At 70.2% G+C, this 16383-nt stretch carries 16 protein-coding genes and 1 tRNA gene; 13 read left to right on the forward strand and 4 right to left on the reverse strand.

Features of this window, described 5'->3' with window-relative positions:
- Positions 1-89 precede the first annotated feature (89 nt).
- The 6 genes from EPO13_06755 (at position 90) to EPO13_06780 (ending at position 5076) form a co-directional block, all read left to right on the forward strand.
- Positions 90-632, forward strand: coding sequence for a hypothetical protein (locus tag EPO13_06755; protein ID TAK69566.1), 543 nt, complete (start codon positions 90-92; stop codon positions 630-632).
- On the forward strand, positions 632-1732 hold the full coding sequence (locus EPO13_06760) for a peptidoglycan-binding protein (protein ID TAK69567.1): 1101 nt from the start codon (positions 632-634) through the stop codon (positions 1730-1732). Before EPO13_06755 ends, EPO13_06760 begins: the two co-directional genes overlap by 1 nt.
- A complete protein-coding gene (locus tag EPO13_06765; GenBank protein ID TAK69568.1) occupies positions 1729-2472 on the forward strand; it encodes an ABC transporter ATP-binding protein in 744 nt (247 codons plus the stop codon). The genes EPO13_06760 and EPO13_06765 overlap by 4 nt, the downstream gene beginning before the upstream one ends.
- Positions 2469-3695 carry an ABC transporter permease gene (locus EPO13_06770; GenBank protein ID TAK69569.1) on the forward strand — a complete coding sequence of 409 codons (1227 nt, stop codon included), beginning with the start codon at positions 2469-2471 and terminating at the stop codon, positions 3693-3695. Before EPO13_06765 ends, EPO13_06770 begins: the two co-directional genes overlap by 4 nt.
- A 167-nt stretch (positions 3696-3862) precedes the next feature.
- Positions 3863-4492: an ATP-dependent Clp protease proteolytic subunit gene (locus EPO13_06775; protein ID TAK69570.1), complete on the forward strand. Its 630-nt coding sequence runs from the start codon at positions 3863-3865 to the stop codon at positions 4490-4492.
- Positions 4489-5076, forward strand: a complete 588-nt coding sequence (locus tag EPO13_06780; GenBank protein TAK69571.1) for an ATP-dependent Clp protease proteolytic subunit — start codon at positions 4489-4491, stop codon at positions 5074-5076. Before EPO13_06775 ends, EPO13_06780 begins: the two co-directional genes overlap by 4 nt.
- 33 nt (positions 5077-5109) lie before the next feature.
- Here EPO13_06780 and EPO13_06785 read toward each other — a convergent pair whose 3' ends face one another.
- Positions 5110-5484: an XRE family transcriptional regulator gene (locus tag EPO13_06785; protein TAK69572.1), complete on the reverse strand. Its 375-nt coding sequence runs from the start codon at positions 5482-5484 to the stop codon at positions 5110-5112.
- A gap of 163 nt (positions 5485-5647) precedes the next feature.
- Between EPO13_06785 and EPO13_06790 the strand changes: the two genes are divergently transcribed.
- Positions 5648-6457 (forward strand): aldo/keto reductase, encoded by an 810-nt coding sequence (locus tag EPO13_06790; GenBank protein ID TAK69573.1) that lies wholly within the window; start codon positions 5648-5650, stop codon positions 6455-6457.
- 78 nt (positions 6458-6535) lie between these two features.
- Here EPO13_06790 and EPO13_06795 read toward each other — a convergent pair.
- A tRNA-Leu gene (locus tag EPO13_06795) sits at positions 6536-6612 on the reverse strand.
- 56 nt (positions 6613-6668) lie between these two features.
- Between EPO13_06795 and EPO13_06800 the strand changes: the two genes are divergently transcribed.
- Both EPO13_06800 and EPO13_06805 read left to right on the forward strand, forming a co-directional pair.
- Positions 6669-7280: a response regulator gene (locus EPO13_06800; protein TAK69574.1), complete on the forward strand. Its 612-nt coding sequence runs from the start codon at positions 6669-6671 to the stop codon at positions 7278-7280.
- A gap of 236 nt (positions 7281-7516) precedes the next feature.
- A complete protein-coding gene (locus EPO13_06805) occupies positions 7517-8092 on the forward strand; it encodes a GNAT family N-acetyltransferase (protein ID TAK69575.1) in 576 nt (191 codons plus the stop codon).
- Here the strand turns inward: EPO13_06805 and EPO13_06810 are convergent.
- On the reverse strand, positions 8072-8560 hold the full coding sequence (locus tag EPO13_06810; GenBank protein ID TAK69757.1) for a hotdog fold thioesterase: 489 nt from the start codon (positions 8558-8560) through the stop codon (positions 8072-8074). The two genes, EPO13_06805 and EPO13_06810, sit on opposite strands and share 21 nt — an antisense overlap.
- Positions 8561-8701: 141 nt before the next feature.
- Here EPO13_06810 and polA point away from each other — a divergent pair, with 141 nt between their 5' ends.
- On the forward strand, positions 8702-11362 hold the full coding sequence (gene polA, locus EPO13_06815; protein ID TAK69758.1) for a DNA polymerase I: 2661 nt from the start codon (positions 8702-8704) through the stop codon (positions 11360-11362).
- On the forward strand, positions 11362-12873 hold the full coding sequence (locus EPO13_06820; protein TAK69576.1) for a hypothetical protein: 1512 nt from the start codon (positions 11362-11364) through the stop codon (positions 12871-12873). Before polA ends, EPO13_06820 begins: the two co-directional genes overlap by 1 nt.
- A 131-nt stretch (positions 12874-13004) precedes the next feature.
- Here the strand turns inward: EPO13_06820 and EPO13_06825 are convergent, their stop codons facing one another.
- Positions 13005-13871, reverse strand: coding sequence for a class I SAM-dependent methyltransferase (locus EPO13_06825; protein TAK69759.1), 867 nt, complete (start codon positions 13869-13871; stop codon positions 13005-13007).
- Positions 13872-14155: 284 nt separating this feature from the next.
- Between EPO13_06825 and EPO13_06830 the strand changes: the two genes are divergently transcribed.
- A complete protein-coding gene (locus tag EPO13_06830; protein TAK69577.1) occupies positions 14156-15634 on the forward strand; it encodes a 30S ribosomal protein S1 in 1479 nt (492 codons plus the stop codon).
- A 159-nt stretch (positions 15635-15793) separates the two neighbouring features.
- Positions 15794-16381, forward strand: coding sequence for a dephospho-CoA kinase (locus tag EPO13_06835; GenBank protein ID TAK69578.1), 588 nt, complete (start codon positions 15794-15796; stop codon positions 16379-16381).
- Positions 16382-16383 lie beyond the last annotated feature (2 nt).

Raw genomic sequence — 16383 nt, forward strand, 5'->3', positions numbered from 1 at the left:
AGGTTATGCGGCGCCCCGTCTACTGAGCTCGACCGATACGTCACGACCACAGGACTCGTGGCTGCCTCACGCCAGATCGGAGAACGATCGTGAAGACGAAACAGGCGCTGCTCGGGCCCGCGCTGGTGGCCTTCCTGGCCGCACTGCTGCTGACCGGATGTGCCGGACAACAGAGCACCACAGCATCGACCCCGTCCGGATCGAGCCAGTCCGCATCGACGCCGTCCGGCTCGGCCCAGCCGGGGACCAGCAAAGGCGCGCAGCCGCCGGACGGACAGGCGTACGCGCAGTGCATGCGTGATCACGATGTCGAGATGGCAGATCCGGACCCGGCGACCGGGCTGCCGAAGTTCGGCGACGGCGTGAACCCGTCGAGCCCCGCCGTACAGCAGGCGATGAAGGCCTGCCAGGACCTGCTGCCGTCCGGCGCGAGGAAGCAGGCCGGCGACCAGAAGAAGGACTCCTACCTCGCCTTCTCCCAATGCATGCGGGACAACGGCTTGCCTGACTTCCCCGATCCGCAACCCGGCTCGGACAAGGGCGTGTTCGGCGACACTGGCGTCGACCGCAACGACCCGGCGTTCCACAAGGCGGCGCAGGCCTGCCAGCACATCCTCGGCGGTGAGGGCTGATGGTCGCCGACGACGCGGCGCAGCGCCCCGCGCCGCTGCGCACCCCTCGGCGGTTGCTCACCGGCGTCGTCGTGGCAGGCGGTGTCGTCGTCATCGCCGCGGCGGCAATCGGGTTCGGCGGCAGAGCGACGGACAGTGCGGCCGCCCCGCAGGGCCTGCCGCCGGCGACCGCGAAGGTCACCGAGGGGACCTTGACGCAGACCGAGCAGGTCGGTGGCTTGATCTCCTACGGCGAGCCCGTCGCGCTCGTGTCGCAACAGACCGCCGGGACGGTGACCTGGGTCGCCGCACCGGGCGCCACGATCGGGCTCGGGAAGCCGATCTACCGTACGGACGGCAAGCCGACCGTGCTGATCCATGGCACGGTGCCGGCGTACCGGACCCTGCGGGAAGGCACGACGGGGCAGGACGTCCAGCAACTCGAACAGAGCCTGCATGACCTTGGCTACACGAAGGTCGTCGTGGATGGGCACTACGACGCGACCACGGTCGCGGCGGTGAAGGACTGGCAGCAGAAGCTGGGCTGGCAGCCCACGGGCGAGGTCAGCCCGCAGCAGGTGTTCGTGCACGATGGCGACATCCGGGTCGCGCTGCCCGCCGTCGTGGCCGGCAGCCATCTCGGTGCCGAGCCGAACCAGCAAGTCCTCACCTACAGCGGAATCACGCCGGTCGTGACGGTCCCGCTGGACGTGGCGAAACAGCATCTGGTGCACAAGGACGACCCGACCACGATCACCCTGCCCGACGGCAGCACCCTGGACGGCGTCGTCACCAGTGTCGGGAACGTCGCCCAGACCATCGATGACGGCAAGACCCACTTCGTCACCGTGATCGTCTCGATCAAGGACAAGGACGCCCTCGGCGGGGGATACGACTCCGCACCGGTGTCGCTGACGATCACCAGCGGCGTCAAACAGAACGTGTTGATCGTCCCGATCACGGCCCTCGTCGCTTCCCCGGACGGCGGGTACGCCGTCGAGGTCGTGACCGGGGACAAGGCCTCCTTCGTCAAAGTGACCACCGGGATGTTCGCGCAGGGCAAGGTGGAGATCAGCGGCGACGGCATCGGCCCGGGCACGCCGGTGGGGGTGGCGACATGACGCTGCAACCCCCTGCCGCCAGTGTGCCGGTGGCCGTACTCCAGCACGTCGTCAAGGACTATCCCGGTGGGGTGCAGGCACTTCGCGACGTCTCGTTGGTCATCGGCGAAGGAGAGTTGGTCGGTATCGTCGGGCCCTCGGGGTCCGGCAAGTCCACGGTGCTGAACATGCTCGGGACACTGGACCGACCCACGTCGGGCACGGTGGCGATTGGCGGGTACGACGCAAACACCTTGACCGACGCGGAGTTGTCGGCGCTGCGCGCGCAGCTCATCGGCTTCGTCTTCCAACAGTTCCACCTGGCACCCGGCGTACCTGTCGTGGACAACGTCGCGGACGGCTTGCTCTACTCGGGCGTACCGCGACCGCAACGGCTGAAGCGGGCGCGAGCGGCGCTGGACCGGGTCGGCCTGGCTCACCGCACCGGCCATCGGCCGCACCAACTCTCGGGCGGTGAGCGCCAGCGGGTCGCCGTCGCACGGGCCGTGGTCGGCACGCCGCGGCTGCTGCTGGCCGACGAGCCGACGGGAAATCTCGACACGGCCTCCGGCGACGGCGTCATGGGTCTCCTCCACGAGCTGCACGAGGCGGGGACCACCGTCGTCATCATCACCCACGACCGGGACATCGCCGCGTCGCTGCCGCGCACGATCGAGATGCGCGACGGCCAGAAGGTCGCCGACAGCGCCGCACAGGATCCCTCGGGCGACACCAACGACCGCATCGGAGTTCCCGCATGACTGCCGGTACGACCATCACGGATCGTCGGCCGGCTCTACGCCGTACCCGTCTCGCGCCGGCCGACATGGTCCGGGTCGGGTCGGCGGGCCTCCGTTCCCGGCCCACCCGAATCCTGCTGTCTGCGCTCGGAATCGCGATCGGGATCGCCGCGATGATCTCGGTCGTCGGCATCTCCTCTTCCAGCCGAGAGGACTTCAACCGGCAGATCGCCGAGCTCGGCACCAATCTGCTCACGGTCAGCCCCGGCCAGAGTCTGCTCGGCGAGGCTGCCCAGCTGCCTGACGAGTCAGTCGCCATGATCGACAATCTTGATCGTGTGGAGGTGACCAGCGCCGTCGGCGTCATCCCCGGCGCCAAGGTCTACCGCAACGACAAGGTACCCAAGGCGGAATCCGGCGGCATCGCTGTCATGGCGGCCCAGTTGAACCTGATCGACGCCGTGTCGGGGAAGATCGCCGTGGGCTCGTTCCTGAACGAGGCCACCGCGCACTACCCGGCCGTTGTCCTCGGGGCCGTCGCCGCTGACCGGCTCGGCGTCGGGTCGGTCGGACCCGACCAGCAGGTATTCCTTGCGGGCCAATGGTTCACCGTCGTCGGCATCCTGGCGCCGGCACCGCTCGCGCCCGAACTGGATGTCGCCGCGCTCGTCGGCTGGTCCGCCGCCGGGCCGCTCGGCTTCGACGGACATCCCACCACCGTCTACGCGGTCGCCGACCCGTCCGACGTCACCACGGTGCAAGGCATGCTGGCCCGTGCAGCCAACCCCGTTGCTCCCAACGAGGTTGACGTGTCCCGGCCGTCGGACGCCCTGGCCGCGAAACACGCCGCCGACGCCACGTTGAACGCCTTGCTCCTCGGACTCGGTTCCGTGGCGCTGTTGGTCGGCGGCATCGGCGTGGCCAACACCATGATCATCTCGGTCCTGGAGCGCCGCGGTGAGATCGGACTGCGTCGCTCCCTGGGTGCCACCCGGGCGCACATCCGTGGCCAATTCCTCACCGAGGCGCTCCTGTTGTCCGCGCTCGGCGGCATCGGCGGGCTCTTCCTCGGCATCGTCGTTACCACTGCGTACGCGACCGTGCAGGGCTGGCCCACCGTCGTTCCGCCGTGGTCGATGGCATTGGGTTTCGCCGTCACCCTGGCCATCGGTGGAATCGCCGGGCTGTATCCCGCGACCCGCGCCGCCACGCTGCCGCCCACCGAAGCACTGGCGGTTCCGTGATACTCGCGGCGTAGCGCGGGAGCCGCGAGTTCGAACCGGCGCGCGCTGGACGCCCGCCCTCATCTCTGCTCTCGTTGCGGAGGACCGTCTTTTGAGGCTGCTGAGGGCGGACCTGCTGTGAGCAGAACGAACGGCGGACGACCTGTGCTGCGGGGCAAGCTCGAGCCATGACCGATTGCCCGACACCACCACTGTTCAACGAACGTGCCCGACGTGAGCTGTACGAGCAGCGCGTGCTCGTTCTCGACGGTCCGCTGGACGACGACAACGGGATCCTGCTGTCGACGCAGTTGATCGCCCTCGCCGCGGCGGACTCGTCGGCGGACATCGCGCTGTGGATTCATTCTCCCGGAGGATCAGTGCCATCGATGCTGGCCATTCGCGATGTCATGCGGATCGTTCCTAACGACGTATCGACACTCGTGTTGGGTATTGCCTACAGCGCCGGCCAGTTCCTCCTTTCGGCAGGGTCCCCCGGCAAGCGACGAGCGCTGCCGAACGCTCGTGTTCTGATGCATCAGGGCTCCGCGGGGATCGGCGGTACGGCGGTCGACATCGAGTTACAGGCGGACGATCTCCGTCATACTCGCGACACGGTCCTGGGGCTCATCGCCCAGGACACCGGCCAGCCGATCGAGCGGATCTTCGAGGATTCCCTGCACGATCATTGGTATACCGCCGAGGAGGCGCGTGAGTACGGATTCATCGACACGATCGTGCAGGGCTTCGATGAGATCAGCCCACGTGGCCGCGAGCGCGCCGGCTTTGGTGCCGGACACGGCGGGGCTGCATCGTGAGCAGCTACACCATCCCGAATGTGATAGCCCAGCATCCGCGTGGCGAACGGATCATGGACGTGTATTCACACTTGTTGACCGAGCGAATCATCTACCTCGGCACTGGAATCGACGCCGGAGTCGCCAATGCGCTGATCGCACAGTTGCTCTACCTGGAGTCGGACAATCCAGAGCGGGATATCCAGCTCTACATCAACTGCGAAGGCGGCGATCCGAGCGCGATGCTCGCGATCTACGACACCATGCAATACATCCGTTCACCCGTCGCGACGATCTGCGTCGGAGAAGCCATCGCCGTCGGGGCTGTACTGCTGGCCGCAGGTGCGGAAGGAAAGCGGTCTGCCTTGCCCCACGCGAGGGTCATCTTGCACCAGCCCGCGGCGCAAGGACGTGGCACTATTCCGGACCTCATCCTGCAGGCCGACGAGGTAGTCCGTATCCGTGCGGACATCGAGAATGTGCTGTCCAGGCACACCGGCCAGACCGTGGAAACACTGCGCGCCGATACAGATCACGACCGCATCTTCACTACCCGCGGCGCGCGCGAGTACGGCCTGCTCGACCATGTGATCGAGCACAGGTGAAGGCGTATGCCGGTTGCGGCGATACGTCGCAGGTCACGCCGCCAGCGCGAGGACCGTTCGGCGCGACGGAAGCGGAGCAACGCTGGCCCGAATGGTCCGCAAGCTCTCTGACACAGCCAACGTCAGATCGATCAAGGTGACGTCCAACGCGCCGGCGACAGCCGCAATCATCTCGCTCGACGGGTCCTTGATGCCTCGCTCAATCTCAGAAAGATACTGCGGTGACACCCCCGCGCGGCGCGCGGTGTCACCGAGCGTTTCGCCTCGTCCATGACGCAACTGCCTCAACTGGTCGCCGAGAAGCTGTCGCCACAGTGGCTCCTGCTTGGCCGCCGCGGGGAAATATGCGGCGGTCGGCGCATCATCCGGCATGGGCACTGAGCGCGGACGCGGAGCAGTTTCAGCCATGCTTGAGGGTAGGGCGACAATCGGTGACGCCTCAGCGGTTCTGCCGACAGCAGAAGCATGCAGAGGTGCTTGCAGCGTGGCGGTGGCCGAGGCAGGCACTGGCGTTGCTTGAAAAGGGTGTTCCTCTCCCGCATTTCGCCCGCGGCAGGCCAGGCTGGCAGTCATGAGACCGACCCCAGCATTCGGTACCGGTGATCCATCCGCCCACACGGCCGTGCCCACGGTGACGCTGCACAACGGCGTGGTGATGCCCGCCCTGGGCCTCGGCGTGTTCCAGTCTGCGCCCGAGGAGACCACCGCCGCGGTCGAGACAGCGCTGCAACTCGGTTACCGGCTTGTCGATACCGCGGCCGCCTACGGCAACGAGCGCGAGGTCGGCGAAGGAATCCGCCGCTCGGGCCTCGATCGCTCCGAGGTGTTCATCGAGACGAAGGTCTGGGTGAGCGACTACGGGTACGAGGAGACGCTGCACGCCTTCGACAAGGCTGCCGGCAAACTCGGCGTCGAGCAGCTCGACCTGCTGATGGCGCAGGCCCCCGACGTCGCCGTGGTCCCGGCGGTCAACCAGATCGAGCTGCACCCCTACTTCACGCAGCCCGACGTCCAAGCCGCGAACGCCGAACTGGACATCCTCACCCAAGCGTGGTCGCCCATCGGCGGCATCACCTTCTACCCCGGCTGGGGCGATCAGCGTGTCAGCGTCATGGACGACTCGGTCCTCCGCGATCTCGCCCGCAGCCACGACAGGACGCCGGCTCAGATCATGCTGCGCTGGCACCTGCAGCGGGGCCGCTCGGCAATCCCGAAGTCCACGAATCCGAAGCGGATCGCGCAGAACCTCGCCGTCGTCGACTTCGCGCTCGCCGACGATGAGCTCGCCCGGATCGACGCCCTCGACCGCGGCGTACGCAACGGCCCGGACCCGGACATTCCGCGCCACAGGCTGTTCGAGCGCGTCATCCCCGAAGCCTGACCGTCAACGCCGCTGCGCGACCGGACCACGGGCCAGACACCGGCCCGGTCTCGTCGGCCGACCTCGGACCGGCGCGGTGGGTGCCCCGGGTGGGATTCGAACCCACACTGGACGGTGTTTGAGACCGCTCTCTCTACCGGTTGGAGTACCGGGGCAACGCCGCAGATGCTAGCGACCGGACAAGCCCGGCCCGGCCCGTAGGCTGCCGGTCATGACCGAGCCCGCCACCACCGAGCAGCCCCGGCGAGTGGTGATCGCCGAGGACGAGTCGCTCATCCGGCTCGATCTCGCCGAGATGCTGGCGGAGGAGGGCTACGACGTCGTCGGGCAGGCCGGCGACGGCGAAGCGGCCGTTGCGCTGGCCGAGCAGCTGCGCCCGGATCTGGTCATCCTCGACGTCAAGATGCCCGTGCTCGACGGTCTCAGCGCTGCCGAGCGGATCACCGCGGCGAGGCTCGCGCCCGTGGTGATGCTCACCGCGTTCAGCCAGCGCGACCTGGTCGAGCGCGCCCGCGACGCGGGGGCCATGGCGTACCTGGTGAAGCCGTTCACCAAGGCTGACCTCGCGCCCGCCATCGAACTCGCCGTGAGCCGGTACGCCGAAGCCCACGCGCTGGAGTCCGAGGTAGCCGACCTGCAAGCGCGGCTGGCGGCCCGCAAGATCGTCGAACGCGCGAAGGGCGCCTTGCAGTCCAGCTACGGCCTGTCCGAGCCGGAGGCGTTCCGGTGGATGCAGAAGGCCGCGATGGACCGCCGGCTGTCCATGCTCGAAGTGGCCCGCGTCGTACTGCGCGAGGCCGGCGAGGAGACCACGACCGGCTGACTGCGCAGCCGGTAGTCGGTACTCCCGGGGGTCACGACGTCCCGGGTCCGGCGTCGCTGAATGTCCAGTGACGCCGCTGATTGGTGGGCAACCGGTCGACGCCGGACGATCATCGCCGTAGGCTGCGCGGATGCTCGGACGGGGGACGTCCCTCGTGCCGCGCGGCCCGCGCGGCTGACGGATCGAACTGGCCGGGCCCGGAGCGGATTTCGGGAGGCTTGGTGGCCCGGATAGTCGTGGACGTTCGCCCCGCCACGCCCGAGGACTGCGAGCGCCTCGGCCCGGTCTGGGAGGACCTGCGGGCTCGCTATGACCCCGCGCCGGCCCCCGGTGCGGTCGCTCTGGTCGACCGGATGCGTGCCCGAGCCGAGGACGGCGCCGGGCGGTTCCGGCTGCTGGTCGCCTGGGATGGGGCCACTCCGGTCGGGATTGCGGCGGTCGCCGTCAGCGACGACAGCCTCTGGTCGGCCTCCCCGTCAGCGGTGGTGAGCCTGCTGCACGTCGTCACGGCGCACCGGCGACGTGGTGTCGCCCGGCAACTGCTGGCAGCCGCGGTCGGGGTGGCCGAGGAGCGTGGCGCGCCCACCCTGGCTGTCGAACTGCCGCCGCAGGCTCGCGACGTCCACCGCTTCTACGCCCGGCTCGGCTTCGCGCCCGTCGTGACGCGGCGGTCGGCCGCCGTCGGCGCCCTGCGCCGTCGACTGGTCCCCGACGCCGCGGCCGGACGGCTGCTGGACCTGCGGGCACGGGCATCGGTACGTCGCCGCCTGTTGCAGGCGGCGACGCTGCGATCAGACGCGCCGCGGGCCTGACCCGTCCTTGCCGGGCACGGTGGCCCGGATCAGGCAGCTGAGCCGCGAGGTACAGACCAGCGCGCCGGCCTCGTCGGTCACGGTGATCGCGTACGTCGCCAGTGTCCGGCCTTCGCTGATCGGGGTCGCCACACCGGTGACCCGGCCGCCGTGCGCGGCCCGATGATGCGTGCACGACAACTCGATGCCGACCGCCACCGCGTTCGGTCCGGCATGCAGGCTCGCGGCGATCGAGCCGAGAGTCTCGGCCAGCGCCGCGCTCGCCCCGCCGTGCAACAGGCCGTGGGGCTGGGTGTTGCCGGCCACCGGCATGCTGCCGACCACTCGGGAACGGTCCGCGTGCGCGACCTCGATGCCCAGCCGCTCCAGCAGCGTGCCGGGACGGTTCGCCCGAAGCCAGGCGATGACAGCGGCGGCGTCGTCGTCCGCCGCCGAAGCAGGGTCAGGCGCCACGGCAGGGTCAGCCACCGCGCCGTCGTCGGGTGCAGTGCCGCGGTCAGCCGCGGCCGGCCTGGCGTCAGCGGCCACATCGTCGCTCGGGAGAGTCACCGGGCCACCTTAGGATCGCTGGCTGTGACGCCGTCCGACGGTCCGACCAGCACACCCCGGCTGCTCCTGCTCGACGGGCATTCGCTGGCGTACCGAGCCTTCTACGCATTGCCGGTCGAGAACTTCTCGACCACCACCGGACAGCCCACCAACGCCGTCTACGGCTTCACCTCGATGCTCATCAACGCGTTGCGTGACGAGCAGCCGACGCACCTCGCGGTCTGCTTCGACGTGTCGCGCACCACCTTCCGCAGCGAGGCGTTCCCGGCGTACAAGGCGACCCGCACGGCGTCGCCGGATGCGTTCGGTGGGCAGGTCGCCCTGATCCGCGACGTCCTGGATGCGCTGGACATCGTCACCGTCGCCGAGGAGGGCTACGAGGCCGACGACCTCATCGCGACCATCGCGACCGCGGCGGCGGCCGAGTCGTACGACGTGCTCATCCTGAGCGGTGACCGCGACGCGTTCCAGTTGGTCGACGAGCACGTGACCGTGCTGTACCCCAAGCGTGGCGTGTCGGAGGTGGCGCGCATGGACCCGGCTGCCGTGCTGCAGCGCTACGGGCTCGCGCCCGCGCAGTACCCGGACTTCGCCGCGCTGCGCGGCGATCCCAGCGACAACCTGCCCAACATCCCCGGGGTGGGGGAGAAGACCGCCACCAAATGGATCCAGGACTTCGGGTCCCTGGCCGACCTGGTGGACCGCGTCGACGAGGTCAAGGGCAAGGCCGGCGATGCGCTGCGGGCGGCATTGCCGCAGGTCCTGGTGAATCGTCGTCTCACCGAACTGGTCCGCAACGTCCCGTTGGAGCTGACCCCGGACCAGTTGCAGCGCAAGCCTTTCGACCGGACCCGCATCCACGAGGTCTTCGACGCCCTGCAGTTCCGGGTGCTGCGCGACCGCCTGTTCGAGTTGCACGGCGACACCGCGGCGACCGTCGGCGGTCCGGCGTTCGAGGTCGCGGTCGTGGAACTGGCCGCCGGCGCGGTCGGTGACTGGCTGGCCAAGGAGCTGGGGACGAAGCGGACGGGCGTCGCGGTCGCCGGAAGCTGGGGCCGCGGGACCGGTGACATCACCGGGCTGGCGCTGGCGGCCGACGCCGGGGCGACGGCGTACGTCGACCCGCTGACGCTGACCCCCGCCGACGACGCTGCGCTGGCGGCGTGGCTGGCCGACCCGGACAAGCCCAAGGTGCTGCACGACGCGAAGGGTCCGATGCTGGCGTTCGCGGCCCGCGGCTGGCAGCTGCGCGGCATCGTCGCCGACACGGCGCTGGCCGCCTACCTGGTCCTGCCCGGTCAGCGCACCTTCGACCTCGGCGACCTGACCGCTCGGTTCCTGGGCCGCGATCTGCGGGCCGTGGACACGCCGTCGGATCAGCTGACCCTCGACGGCACCGATACCGGGCCGGGCCTCGCCGACACCCTCGGGCTGCAGGCCAGAGCCGTGCTGGACCTGGCCGCGGCGCTGGACACCGAACTGGAGGTCCGCGGCGGTACCGGTCTGCTGCGGGAGGTCGAACTGCCGCTGGTCGGCGTGCTCAGCCGGATGGAGCAGGCCGGCATCGCGGTGGACGTCGAGGGGCTGGAGCACCTGGAGCGTGTCTTCGCCAAGGCCATGGGGGCCGCCGAAGCCGACGCGCACGGCTTGGTCGGCCGCCCGTTCAACCTCGGGTCGCCCAAGCAGCTGCAGGAGATCCTGTTCGGCGAACGGAACCTGCCGAAGACCAAGCGGATCAAGACCGGCTGGACCACCGACGCCGACGCGTTGGCGGCGTTGTTCGCGCAGACCGAGGATCCGCTGCTGGCGGCGCTGCTGCGCTGGCGCGACTGGTCACGGCTGCGGCAGACGGTCGCCGGTCTCATCCCGCTCGCCGACTCCGGCGGCCGCATCCACACCTCGTACAACCAGATGGTGGCCGCGACCGGCCGGCTGTCGAGCACCGATCCGAACCTGCAGAACATTCCGATCCGGACCGAGGAAGGCCGCCGCATCCGGTCCTGCTTCGTCGTCGGGGAGGGCTACGAGTGCCTGCTCACCGCCGACTACAGCCAGATCGAGATGCGGATCATGGCCGACCTGTCCGACGACGCGGGGCTGATCAGCGCGTTCCACTCCGGAGAAGACCTGCACACGACGGTCGCCTCCCGGGTGTTCGCCGTTGCCCCTGAGGCGGTGTCGGCCGAGATGCGCCGGCGGATCAAGGCCATGTCGTACGGCCTGGCGTACGGGCTGTCGCCGTACGGGCTCTCGCAGCAGCTCGGTATCACCCCGGACGAGGCCAAGGTGCTCATGGAGGACTACTTCGCGCGCTTCGGCGGGGTCCGCGACTACCTGCGCGAGGTGGTCGACGAGGCGCGGGTCTCCGGCTGGACGCAGACCGTGCTCGGTCGGCGGCGCTACCTACCCGACCTGACCAGCGACAACCGGCAACGTCGCGAGATGGCCGAGCGTATGGCGTTGAACGCGCCGATCCAGGGTTCGGCCGCGGACATCATCAAAGTCGCCATGCTCGGCGTCGACCGCGCCCTGCGGGACGGCGGGCTGGCCTCGCGGCTGCTGCTGCAGGTGCATGACGAGCTCGTGCTGGAGGTCGCGCCGGGGGAGCGGGCGGCAGTCGAGGAGCTGGTCCGCGCCGAGATGGGCGCCGCCTACCTCCTCAAGGTGCCGCTCGACGTCTCGATCGGCGTGGGCTCGACCTGGCACGACGCCGGCCACTGATGGCAGCTCGCCAGCGGTGGCCGGGGCCGCGCGCCGGTACGACGCGGTTCCGGCGTACCGGAACTGCCCGGTTCCGCGCGGTGCGCCGCGGACTGGCCGGCTGCCTCGCGGCGATCGCCCTGGTCGCGCTGAGCGCCTGCACCGGGACAGCAGGGCCGGAGCCGAGCAGCGGGCCTCCGGCGTTGCACAGCTGTGAGCAGGTGGCCTGCACGGGGGTTCTCGACGGGGCGGCTTACGAGATCCTGCTGCCACGCGGCGCCTGGAACGGCACCCTGCTGCTGTTCTCCCACGGCTACCGCGCGGCGCAGCCATGGCCCCCGGCATTCGCTCCGGTCAGCACCGAGCCGGAACCGGCGCCGGGCTGGAGCAGTGGCCGTCGCGAGATCGGGCAGCAGCTCCTGGACGCCGGCTACGCTCTGGCCGGTTCGGCGTACCCGGCCAACGGGTGGGCTGTCGCCGACGGTGTGGCGGCGGGCGCGTCGCTGATCGATTTCTTCCGCACGCAGGTCGGCACGCCGCAGCGGGTGTACGGCTGGGGCGAGTCGCTCGGCGGCCTCATCACCGTGGAACTGGCCGAGCGCGAACCCGAGTTGCTGCAGGGTGCCGTGGCCGTCTGCGCGCCGCTGGCCGGCGTCGTCCCGCTGTTCGATCTGGGCCTCGACGTGGCGTACGGCGTCCGGCAGCTGCTGGTGCCATCCCTGCAGCTGACCGGCTTCGCCAGCTACGCCGACGCGGTGAGTGCCCTGTCCGCCGCGGCGACCGCCGTGATGCAGGCCGCCCGCGACCCGGCCGGTCCCGGCGGGGCGACGCTGTTGCTGCTCGACGCCCTGGGCGACGGGCCTACCCGGACGCTGAACTTCGACGGCCACGACCGCAGCTCCCAGGTGTCCGCTGCCGCCGAGACGGTCGTCGGCGCGCTGGCCTACGGCACGGTCGGGCGGTACGAGGTCGAGCAGCGGCTCGGCGGCAACCTGTCCGGCAACGTCGGGACCGACTACGCGGCCCGGGTGACCGCAGCCGAAGCGGCCGTGATCGACGCTTCCGATGCCGGCGCCACGCAGCGCGCGCTCGCGGCCCTGGCCGGCGGCGCGCGGGTTGCGGCCGATCCGGCAGCGGTGCGGGCGGCAGCGTCGCTGGGCGATCCGCAGGGCGACCTGACCTTGCCGCTGGTCACTGTCCACACCGCGGCCGATCCGGTCGTCATCGTCCCCAACGAGACGTGGTACCGGACCCGCGCGGAAGCGGCCGGTGCCGCCGATCGGCTGCGCCAGTACGTGACGGTGCCACCGGCCAGCTATCCACAGCAGCCGGGAGCGCCGTACGGGGCCGGCCACTGCAACGTCACCGACCAGACCTGGACCGGCGCGGTGAACCTCCTCGACTCCTGGGTTCGTTCCGGCGTCGCGCCGACCGACAGCCAGGCGACGGCGGCCTTCGGGCCCGACTCCGGGCTGGATCCGGCGTACGTGCTGCCACCCTGGCCAGCCGGCGACCCCACCGTGCAGCCGTAGCCCACTGCAGCCGTAGCCCACTGCAGCCGTAGCCCACTGCAGCCGTAGCCCCACTGCGGCCGTAGCCCCGCCGTGCGGCCGTCATGCTGGCGCTCCCGTGGTGCCGTCGGCGCCGCGACCCCGCTGGGCCCTCAGCGCCGGTGGGTGCAGAAGATCGCGGTGCCCGGCACCAGCCGGCCGCGCAACGCCGACCAGCCGCCCCAGACGCCGTCGTGCCCGTCCGGCCACGGCGGCTCGACTAGGTCGTCCAGGACGAAGCCGGTGTCCCGCAACAGCCTGACGAGCTCGCCCAGCGTTCGGTGATGCTCGACGTACGTCGGTGTCCCGGCGGCGTCGAACTCGACGTACGCGCGGGTGTCCCAATACGACATGGTCACGGTGAGGCCGGCCGGGCCCGGGTCGTCCGGCAGCGACCAGCGGATCGGGTGGGTCTGCGACCAGACCCACCGGCCGCCGGGCCGCAGCACCCGGCCGACCTCGGCGAACAGCTGGGCCAGGTCGGCGACGAACGGCACCGCGCCGTACGCCGAGCAGACCAGGTCGAAGACGCCATCGGCGAAGGGCAAGGCGACGGCGTCGGCCTGCACGACCGGGACGGCAGAACCCAGCTCGGCGTCGATCTGCCGGGCGTGCCGCAGCTGTCCGGCCGCCAGGTCGAGGCCGACCGCCTCCGCCCCCTGGCCGCGCAGCCAGCGGGCGCAGGACGCCGCGCCGCAGCCGAGTTCCAGCACGCGCAGCCCCGCGGTCGGCCCGAGCAGGCCCGCCTCGGCTTCGTCGAGGCCCTCGGGCCCCCACACGAAGCGAGCCGTACCGAGGAAGCTCCCGTGATCGGCCTGGTAGGCGTCGGCGGTGGTGTCCCAGTAGTGACGCGATGCCCGCGTCGACGCCGCCTGGTCCAGCCGGGTGCGCGCCGCGCTGCCGGTGTCGTCCCCGCTGTCGGCCACGCTGCTGTCGTCCCCGCTGTCGGCCACGCTGGTGTCGTCCCCGCTGTCAGCCATGCTGGTGTCGTCCCAGCTGTCAGCCACGCCGTGTCCGTCGTCGTCGCGATCACCGGGCGTAGCCGCCGGGTTTGACCCTGTCAACGCCACCTCCCTATCCTGGCCGGTGCGCCGTGGGTCCCGCGCGAGTCTCAGACCGAGTAGGCCCGCGTCGTTCATGTCGTCTCCGCCGGTTCTGTACGCCCGTGGCCGTCCCACGCCGTTCCGACCTGACAGCGCGGCAGGTGAACGACGGGTCCATGGCGTCCCATCTCGACCCAACCCGCCCGGAGCGAACACCCTCCATGACCCCATCCGCCACCAGCACGCTCATCAACCCCGCGACAACCGCGCCCCAGGTCGCGGTGAACGACATCGGCAGCGCTGAGGACTTCCTCGCCGCCATCGAACTGACCATCAAGCCGTTCAACGACGGCGACATCGTCAGCGGGACCGTCGTCAAGGTCGACCGCGACGAGGTTCTGGTCGACATCGGCTACAAGACCGAGGGCATCGTCCCCTCGCGTGAACTGTCGATCAAGCACGACATCGACCCGCACGAGGTCGTCACCGTCGGCGACGAGATCGAGGCCCTGGTCCTGCAGAAGGAGGACAAGGAGGGCCGGCTGATCCTGTCCAAGAAGCGCGCCCAGTACGAGCGCGCCTGGGGCACGATCGAGAAGATCAAGGACGAGGAAGGCGTCGTCGAGGGCACCGTCATCGAGGTCGTCAAGGGCGGCCTCATCCTCGACATCGGCCTGCGGGGCTTCCTGCCGGCATCGCTGGTCGAGATGCGGCGGGTCCGCGACCTGCAGCCGTACGTCGGCCGCACCCTCGAGGCCAAGATCATCGAGCTGGACAAGAACCGGAACAACGTGGTGCTGTCCCGCCGGGCCTGGCTCGAGCAGACCCAGAGTGAGGTCCGGCAGAACTTCCTCACCCAACTGCAGAAGGGCCAGATCCGGTCCGGCGTCGTGTCGAGCATCGTGAACTTCGGTGCCTTCGTCGACCTCGGCGGCGTCGACGGCCTGGTCCACGTGTCGGAGCTGTCCTGGAAGCACATCGATCACCCGTCCGAGGTGGTCGAGGTCGGCCAGGAGGTCACCGTGGAGGTGCTCGACGTCGACCTGGACCGAGAGCGCGTCTCCTTGTCGCTCAAGGCGACTCAGGAAGACCCGTGGCAGCAGTTCGCTCGGACGCACCAGATCGGCCAGGTCGTGCCGGGCAAGGTCACGAAGCTGGTCCCGTTCGGCGCGTTCGTCCGGGTGGACGACGGCATCGAGGGCCTGGTCCACATCTCCGAACTCGCCGAACGCCACGTCGAGATTCCCGAGCAGGTCGTCGGCGTCAACGACGAGATCTTCGTCAAGGTCATCGACATCGACCTGGAGCGGCGCCGTATCTCGTTGTCGCTCAAGCAGGCCAACGAGTCGACCTCCGGCGGCGCAGCTGCCGACGACTTCGACCCCTACCTGTACGGCATGGCTCCGTCGTACGACGACGCCGGCGGCTACATCGGGCCGGAAGGCTTCGACGCCGAGACAGGGGAGTGGAAGGAAGGCTTCGACGCCGAGCGGGCGACGTGGGAGAAGCAGTACGCCGAAGCCCACGCGCGCTGGGAGGCTCACAAGAAGCAGATCGCGGAGGCGGCAGCCGCCGACGCCGCGGCTGCCGGCGACGCTGCTCCGTCCTCGTACTCGTCGGAGGCCCCCGGCGCGTCGGGCACGCTGGCATCCGACGAAGCGCTGCAGGCGCTGCGGGAGAAGCTGACCGGCGACGCCTGACGGTCGACCAGCACGACGAGGAGCCCCGGACCTGATGGTCCGGGGCTCCTCGTTTGCTGTCGGGCGCAATGCGCTCAAAGCGCCTGGTACCGCCCTCAGACACCCCGGTCCGGCATGCGCCTCTCGGAGCCTGCCGGACCGGCCGCCTAGGGTGACCCCGTGCTGCGAGTGGCGCTGACCGGAGGCATCGGCTCGGGCAAGAGTTCGGTCGCCCGGCGGTTCGCCGAGTTGGGGGCGGCGGTGATCGACGCTGACGCCGTGGCGCGGGAGGTCGTCGAGCCCGGCCAGCCGGCGCTCGCCGAGATCGTCACGGAGTTCGGCCCCGAGGTCGTCGGCCCGGACGGCCGGCTCGATCGCGCCGCGCTGGCAGCGATCGTCTTCGCCGACCGTGCCCGGCTGGCCAAGCTGAACGCGATCACCCACCCGCGGATCGTGGCGCGCAGCGACGAGTTGGCCGCGGCAGCGTCACCGGACGCCGTCCTGGTGTACGACGTGCCCCTGCTCGCACCGGAGTCCGCGGCTCGATTCGACGTCGTCGTCGTGGTCGATGCACCGGAGGAGGCGCGGCTGCAACGACTGGCGGGCCGCGGCCTGGCCCGTGCGGACGCGACAGCGCGGATGGCGTCGCAGCCGGACAGGGCGGACCTGATCGCGCTTGCGGACATCGTCATCGACAACAGCGGTGAGCCGGCTGACCTGCGACGGCGGGTCGACGAGGTCTGGGCAGAGCTGACCACGGCCCGCTGACC

This window comes from Actinomycetota bacterium (assembly GCA_004297305.1).
Lineage (GTDB): Bacteria > Actinomycetota > Actinomycetes > S36-B12 > FW305-bin1 > FW305-bin1.